This window comes from Thermodesulfobacteriota bacterium, assembly GCA_039028315.1.
Taxonomy (GTDB): Bacteria; Desulfobacterota_D; UBA1144; order Nemesobacterales; family UBA2774; genus CR02bin9.
On the sequence record JBCCIH010000123.1, the window covers coordinates 1 to 7452 of the forward strand.

Consider the following 7452-nt stretch of genomic DNA (forward strand, 5'->3'; position numbering starts at 1 on the left):
GATCATCATTTACATTCATTTGGAGAGGGGGATGTTGAAGCAATCCTCGAGGACTACACCCAGGATTCCATAATTATTATCCCAAACGCTATAATTAGAGGACTTGATGAGATAAGAGATTTTTTCACGAACCTAACAATGGAAGTACTCCCGCCGGGGTGTGATTTTCATCTTCACGGAAAAGTGGTAGAAGAGAATGTCGGCTATCTGGTCTGGCAGGCGGAGTCTGACGGTTATAAGATTCCCTTTGCCTCTGACACTTTTGTATTTGATGATGAGGGCAGAATTGAAGTGCAGACAATTGCATTTGTTCTTCACGAAAAGGAGTAGGAACTCTAAGAACCTATGAGCACACATGATGATATTAGCCCCCGGGTGCTGAGAATTGAGATATGGATGAAGGACAACATGGAGTGGTCCATTGACGGGGACGGTTCTGAGGATCAGTTCAAGTTGGCAGAGATGAAGGTGCGCTCACTATTTAAAGACGAGGAAGAACTGAAGCTTGTAAAGAACAAAGACGATATCAGTGCGGTTTCCAAAGATAAAGCCATAGAAACAATACAAAATACACTTTCCAATGATAATTTGATGCTATGCGATGAGAAATTCACCCGCATGATGGTGTTTTTTTACTTGAGTAAGGTAGAATAGAAATCTAAATATAAGCCTAAAATCAAAGTATTACTATACTTTTTGCATAACTGGATGAATAATTGAAATTTGCTGCAATAGATGTGGGATCAAACGCCGTAAGGCTTCTTTTTTCTCAGGTATTTGAGAACAAGGGCGAGCCGTTCTTTAAAAAAGACTCTCTTTTTAGGGTTCCCATAAGATTGGGAGAAGACTCTTTTGTAAAACGTAAAATCAGTGACGAAAAAGCCGATAGTCTGATAAAGACCATGATGGCGTTTAAATATTTGATTGAGGCCTACTCTCCGCTTGACTATATGGCAATAGCTACTGCGGCCATGCGTGAGGCTGACAACTCAGTTGAAATAGTAAATGCAGTAAACAAGGAGACAGGTGTTAATCTTCAAATAATTGATGGTCAGCGTGAGGCTGAGATTATCTATTCTAACCATGTGGCAGAGGAGCTAGACAAAAAAGGCAACTATTTGTATATCGATGTCGGAGGCGGAAGCACCGAGCTTACACTCATTTCGGGCTCCGTAGTTGTTGACTCAGGCTCATTTAAGCTGGGAACGGTCAGGCTCTTAGAAGATCAGGTGCCAAAATCTGAGTGGCAGAGAATGAAAAATTGGATTAAGGAAAGCACTGCGGATTACCCGGCGATTAAGGGAATCGGAACAGGCGGCAACATTAATAAGATTCTAAAGATGTCGATGAAAGATGATGGAGAGTTCTTAACCTATAAGAACATTAAGAAAGTATCTGATCTGGTCAATTCATTTAGTTATGAAGACAGAATTTCTAAACTTAATCTTAGACCAGACAGAGCAGACGTAATTATTCCAGCTACAAAAATATTCCTAAAGACTCTAAAATGGGCTGATATAAAAGACTTGTACGTGCCAAGCATTGGGCTGTCGGACGGCATAATTCATGTGCTATATGAAAAACAAAAGCAGCTTAGGCTTGAAGCTTGATAGTTCAGGTGTCTAAAATGCTCTTTAATATAGGAATATATAGCTTATATTAAAACTATGACAACGCCCGTCAACAATAGCGATTACTACACTTTGCCAGATGGTTTATCCAGAATTGAATTTCTGAAAAAACTTGCGAATGATCATAAAATTGTCTTGGACCCGCCTCAGAAAAAGAAAGAGGAATTCTTTGACACTTTCGACAGACGACTTTACAGCTCAAACCTGGTGCTAGTAAAAGAAGACAACTCTTATCATCTTAAAAGCTTAACGGACGGAAGAGAACTTCAAGCTTTTGAGGATACAAAAAAGCTATCACCTAAGTTTTGGTGGGATTTTCCCAAATGCTCACTCAGGGCTGAGCTCAAACCGCTTAGCAGTATAAGAGCCCTACTCTCTTTGGCCAAAATTGAAAGGACAGTTGCAACACTCAAAGTACTAAATGAAGACAAAAAAACTGTACTTTTTATATTTGTAAAAGAGCTTGTGGTCATTTCAGATCAAAGAAGGATTAAGCCTTGTGTCGTTGTGCAGCTAAAAAATGTTAGAGGATATGAAAAAGAGTTTAAGGAATTTAAAAGTTATATAGAAGAGTTAGGACTAAAAAACTCTAAGGACGATATTATTTCTGCAGCAGTCTCTAATCAAGGGAAATACCCTCTTAATTACACATCTAAAATCAACGTTAAGCTAAAGCCTGATATGAAAGGTCATGAGGCAGCAAGGCTCATATTTGAGAATCTTCTTGGAACAATGAAAGTAAATGAGTTTGGCATAAAAGATGATATAGATACAGAGTTTTTGCACGATTTTAGAGTGGCCGTAAGAAGAACAAGATCTGCACTAAGTCAGGTTAAGTCGGTATTTAGCCCTGAGGACACTGATAAATATAAAGAACAGTTTTCAGTTATTGGAAAAGCCACAAACGAGCTCAGGGACCTTGATGTTTATCTGTTAACTGAGGATTCCTATAAAAAGATGCTGCCTGAGGATCTTAGGGGCGGGCTGGATCCACTTTTTGACAAACTCACGCAAGACCGCAAAAAGGCATGCACAGAGTGTGCTCAATTTCTGAATTCAAAGAATTATAAAGAAATTATTTCAGACTGGCAGGAGTTTTTGCACAACGAGAGTTCGGACGCAAATTCTGCGGCAAACTCTCAGAGACCTATAATTGAAATATCTAAAGAGCATATTTGGAAAAAATACAGCAAGATAATAAAACAAGGCAGAAAAATAAATGACGCTACGCCTGATCCTGAGTTACATAGCCTAAGGATTGAGTGTAAGAAGCTCAGATATTTACTTGAGTTCTTTACTTCTCTATTCCCAGCTGATGATATGAAAACCATTATTAAGCACTTAAAAGTGCTTCAGGATAATTTAGGTGACTTTAACGACCTTCATGTACAGCAGGAGAGTCTAAAAAAGTTTCTTAGCTCCAAAGATATTGGGTATGATCAAAGTAGCAGCACAGTTGCGGCTGCTGGGGGTCTTGTATCGGTCCTTTATCAACAGCAGGCGGTTGTGAGAAAAAAATTCAAAGAGAACTTTAATGAATTCAGCGATAAAGAAACCACAGAGCTATTTGAAAAGCTGTTTTCTGATAATTAGTAGAGGGTTTTGATGAAAAAAATTGCAATTTACAGCATGAAGGGAGGCGTCGGTAAAACGGCTGCCGCAGTTAACCTCTCATATCTAGCTGCGGCTGGTGGAGACAACACACTCTTATGCGACCTCGATCCACAAGGAGCTTCTACATATTATTTCCGCATCAGGGCATCTAAGAACTTCAATACCAACAAGTTTATTAAAGGCGGAAAACATATAGATAAAAATATAAAGGGCACAGACTATCCACACTTAGATCTGCTTCCTTCAAAACTATCCTACAGAAATCTGGACTTGGCTCTTGATGCTCTTAAGAATTCAAGAAAGCGATTAAAGCAGATATTTAAAGACCTGGAATATGAATATGACTATCTATTCATGGACTGTCCTCCGGGAATATCACTGATATCAGAGAATGTTTTTAACGCAGCCGATATTATTATAGTGCCGCTTATTCCGACTACACTTTCAGAGCTCACATATGAAAAGCTGATAAAGTTTTTTGAAAAAAACGATATTGACTCAGGCAAGATTTATACTTTCTTTTCAATGGTAGAATCAAGAAAGACCCTTCATCAGGAAACTATGAATAAAGTGTCTCAAGAGGGAGGAAATATTCTTGAGTCCAGAATCCCCTACCGCTCGGACGTAGAAAAAATGGGCATATACCGTGAGCCCGTACCTGTATCATCTCCACATTCAGATTCTACCCAGGCTTATGTCGAGCTGTGGAATGAAATTAAATCACTTTGTTAATTAAAAGTAGATATGCCCAAAGAGATTGAAAGAAAGTTTTTAGTCAACGAACTACCCACGAATCTGCAAAACTATCCTAAGCACGAAATCAACCAGGGCTATATAAGGATTGAAGATGACGGAACTGAAGAGAGGGTCCGTAAAAAAGGTTCAAAGCACATGCATACTATAAAATCGGGCAAGGGTCTAATAAGGCAAGAATCTGAAAGAGTTATAAGCAAAGAAGAGTTTGAGAAGCTTTGGCCCAGCACACTTGGCAAGAGAATTACTAAGACCAGATATGAAATTAATTTTGGTGACGTCATAATTGAGCTAGATATCTACTCTGGTGATCTTAATGCTCTCATTGTTGCTGAAATTGAGTTTGAGAGAGAAAATAAAAGTTTAGAGTTTAAGCCCCCGAGCTGGTTTGGCAATGAAATTACTTATGATGAGAGATATAAGAATAAAAACCTTGCAATTTATGGTATTCCCAAGACTTGAATCTTACTTAGCTTAAAATGCTCTCCCCCTCAATAAAACCCTACTTTATAGAATTAATCTAATATAATTATGATTATTTGTAATTCTATCTATTTTATTCTATAATGATTGAAATTTTTATATTAAGAAGAAAGAGGATGATTAATATGCGCCTTTTATTATCTCTTTGTTTTCTTATTTGCTTTACTGGTCTGACCTATGCTCAGCCAGTACCTTTTGAGTGTGATAATAGGTTTCATATGATTTTTGGTGAACAAGGCCAATCGCTAACATATGATTTAACTACAGATACATTTGTAATTGCACCTGAGCAGGCCAATAGAAGTATGAATGCAGCAGGGTATAGAGAAGTAGATAACCTTGGTTACGCTATTTTTTCAAACTCTAATGAACTAGCACAAATATCTGCAGACGGATCTGTCGTAAATCTTGGGCCAGTTAACGGTCTACCAGAAAATATATCTATTCCCGCAGGAAGCTTTGGCAATGATGGTTTGTTATATGTTTATAGAGGCGGAGTTCCTGATATTCAGAATACAATATTTGGAATTAACGTTGACACAAGACAAGTAGAAAGAGAGATTGATATTCAAGGCCCTAATTTTGTTGTAGCTGATATTGCATTAAATCCAAACGATGGTCTTTTTTATGGTGTTAGTGGAAATTACGAAGGGGTACCTGACACTGTCCTTTTTACAATAGATATTGAGAGCAGGACAACGCAAGTGATAGGACCAGTAATCGGACCAGTGGCATCGGCTGCAGCATTTGCTGATTCATCAGGAGTCATATACACGGCATCAACAAGAAACACTCAACCTTTTGCAGCATTTGATACAGAAACTGGCGAAGGTATAGTGCTTGGAAATGTGGCCGTAATGCCGGTAACTGTAGATGGTGGCGTAGATGGGTTTTTCTGTGCGGCAAGTCCAGGACCTGTGGCAACTTTCGTACCTACTCTTTCTGAGTGGGGTATGATTGCTATGGCAGGTATATTGGGGATTGTAGCTTTTATATATATTAGAAAAAGAAAGGCTGTAGTATAAAGCTTATAACATAGAACAAAGTATTCATTATAAGGAGCTTCGCAGATTATTTCTGATAAGCTCCTTTTTTATTGCTTTTCACCTAATGTTAGTTACCTTAAGACACCTATTAGCTGATATCTGCTTGGCGGTTGAGTTAAGCGCGATTATCTCTTAAACTAATTTCATGAGAAATAAAACAACAATTCTATATGTTGCTTTACTGGCAGTTTTGATAGGGTATGGCTGTAAGGATCAGCATCCTGTTGAGCCAAACGGACTATGGGAAAAGACTGTGAATAAAGAAATTATAGGAACATTAGAACTCGAAGAAAACTCCAAGTTCACTTTTACAGCAGTCGATAGTAAGCACACTGATAGCAAAGGTAGATACAGTTTGATTGAGGATGAAATTACATTTGAAGATGATACGTGCCAAAATCCTGGAACTTACCAATATATTATAGGAAAAGACGTGCTTACTTTTACACTAAAAGACGATACTTGTGAGCAAAGAGCACAAGTGATAACCGGAACTTGGACACTTAAATAAAGTATCTTTATCTATCCAAATTATCCCCAAATTTATCTGAAACTAAATGAAGTTTCTATCATCATATATAGATATATAGATTATTTTATAGAATGGAGACTTTAAATATAATTTATCACTAGTAGTTTCCAACTAATTAGGATAGAATACATACCATCTTACAGAGATTTAAAAAATTTGAAAAATAAACATATTCAAATGGAGAATGGCCTGGATGAGATTTAAGGATAAAACAGTAATAATAACAGGCGGCGGAACAGGCATAGGAAGAGAAACAGCCCTACTCTTTGCACAAGAATCAGCAAATGTTGTAATAGTTGGAAGAAGAAGCGAAAAACTTGAAGAGGTTCAGCAAGAATCCAAAAAGTTTGGACCGGAGCTTGACTATATTGCCGGTGATATATCTATTGAAGAGACATGCAAAACAGTTGTTGATTATGTAATAGAGAAATATGGGCATATCAATATACTAATTAACAATGCCGGCATTTTACACCCGGGCACTACCCATGAAATATCTAGTGAGCACTGGGATGATACTTTTAGGATCAACGTTAAAGGCCTTTGGCTTATGTCAAAGTATGTAATACCGCAGATGGCGGATCAACGACATGGAGTAATTATAAACACTTCATCCATAATTGGCATAAAAGGTTTTGTTGGAGTAGCTGCTTATGCAGCATCTAAAGGTGCAGTAGCTCAACTAACTAAATGTATGGCGCTTGAATATGCCAAGAAAGGAATAAGGGTAAATGCAATCTGCCCAGGATTTGTGGATACACCTCTTGTTACTGAGGGATACTTGAAAAGGGCTCAAGATAAAGAGTCTGCAGTCAATTATATGAATTCTCTACATCCGGTAGGAAAAATTGCTACACCAAGAGAAGTAGCATATGCAATACTGTTTCTATGCGATGACACCTCGGGCTTTATTACCGGCCATTTAATGCCCATTGATGGCGGATGGAACGCAAGATAAATACCAATACTTACTATTAAATAATTTTATACAAACTTTCTAAACGTATAACTTACTTCCTTTTATAACTATATATTGTTTATTAGCTATATAAATATTTATCCTACTATTGATTATTCTTAACAATTATGATATTTTAGCTTTAGGTTTAGAAGATGGCGAATTTTAGGCTTATTACAGTGTAGCGGACTTAAACCAGCCTAAACACTTCAAAACCCACCAAAACGAGCTCATTAAAGGAGGTGTTCCCACTAAGAGCGATTAAAACAAGTGCAATTTAACACAATTGTACACCTGTATTGCTGCATACGAAGGAACACTAACTAACAAAAAACCCCATTAAAAAGCTATTAGGAGGATATAAAGGATGAGAATTTTAACTACAGTACTTGCAGTCTTTTTCGGCATTGCTGCATTATCAGTATCAGCCAATGC

General features: G+C 37.6%; 9 protein-coding genes. All 9 read left to right on the forward strand.

All coding sequences use genetic code 11. The features are described 5' to 3' along the window. Nucleotides 1–330, forward strand: a 330-nt coding sequence (locus AAF462_08235) for a nuclear transport factor 2 family protein (GenBank protein MEM7009105.1), incomplete at its 5' end; no start/stop codon positions are given. Between the two features lie 15 nt (nucleotides 331–345). Continuing rightward, the gene (locus AAF462_08240) at nucleotides 346–654 is read left to right on the forward strand and encodes a hypothetical protein (protein ID MEM7009106.1); all 309 of its coding nucleotides are present in this window, start codon (nucleotides 346–348) and stop codon (nucleotides 652–654) included. 62 nt (nucleotides 655–716) lie between these two features. Next, complete coding sequence (locus AAF462_08245) at nucleotides 717–1610, forward strand: exopolyphosphatase (protein MEM7009107.1); 894 nt, start codon at nucleotides 717–719, stop codon at nucleotides 1608–1610. A 57-nt stretch (nucleotides 1611–1667) separates the two neighbouring features. Continuing rightward, entirely contained in the window at nucleotides 1668–3224 is a 1557-nt protein-coding gene (locus tag AAF462_08250) for a CHAD domain-containing protein (protein MEM7009108.1), read from the forward strand. Nucleotides 3225–3236: 12 nt separating this feature from the next. Next, nucleotides 3237–3977 (forward strand): AAA family ATPase, encoded by a 741-nt coding sequence (locus AAF462_08255; protein ID MEM7009109.1) that lies wholly within the window; start codon nucleotides 3237–3239, stop codon nucleotides 3975–3977. Nucleotides 3978–3989: 12 nt separating this feature from the next. Then, nucleotides 3990–4460, forward strand: a complete 471-nt coding sequence (locus AAF462_08260) for a CYTH domain-containing protein (GenBank protein ID MEM7009110.1) — start codon at nucleotides 3990–3992, stop codon at nucleotides 4458–4460. A gap of 146 nt (nucleotides 4461–4606) precedes the next feature. After that, nucleotides 4607–5506, forward strand: coding sequence for an IPTL-CTERM sorting domain-containing protein (locus AAF462_08265; protein MEM7009111.1), 900 nt, complete (start codon nucleotides 4607–4609; stop codon nucleotides 5504–5506). 166 nt (nucleotides 5507–5672) lie between these two features. Next, complete coding sequence (locus AAF462_08270; protein MEM7009112.1) at nucleotides 5673–6038, forward strand: hypothetical protein; 366 nt, start codon at nucleotides 5673–5675, stop codon at nucleotides 6036–6038. Between the two features lie 214 nt (nucleotides 6039–6252). Then, nucleotides 6253–7017 (forward strand): SDR family oxidoreductase, encoded by a 765-nt coding sequence (locus tag AAF462_08275; GenBank protein ID MEM7009113.1) that lies wholly within the window; start codon nucleotides 6253–6255, stop codon nucleotides 7015–7017. The last annotated feature ends 435 nt before the right edge of the window (nucleotides 7018–7452 follow it).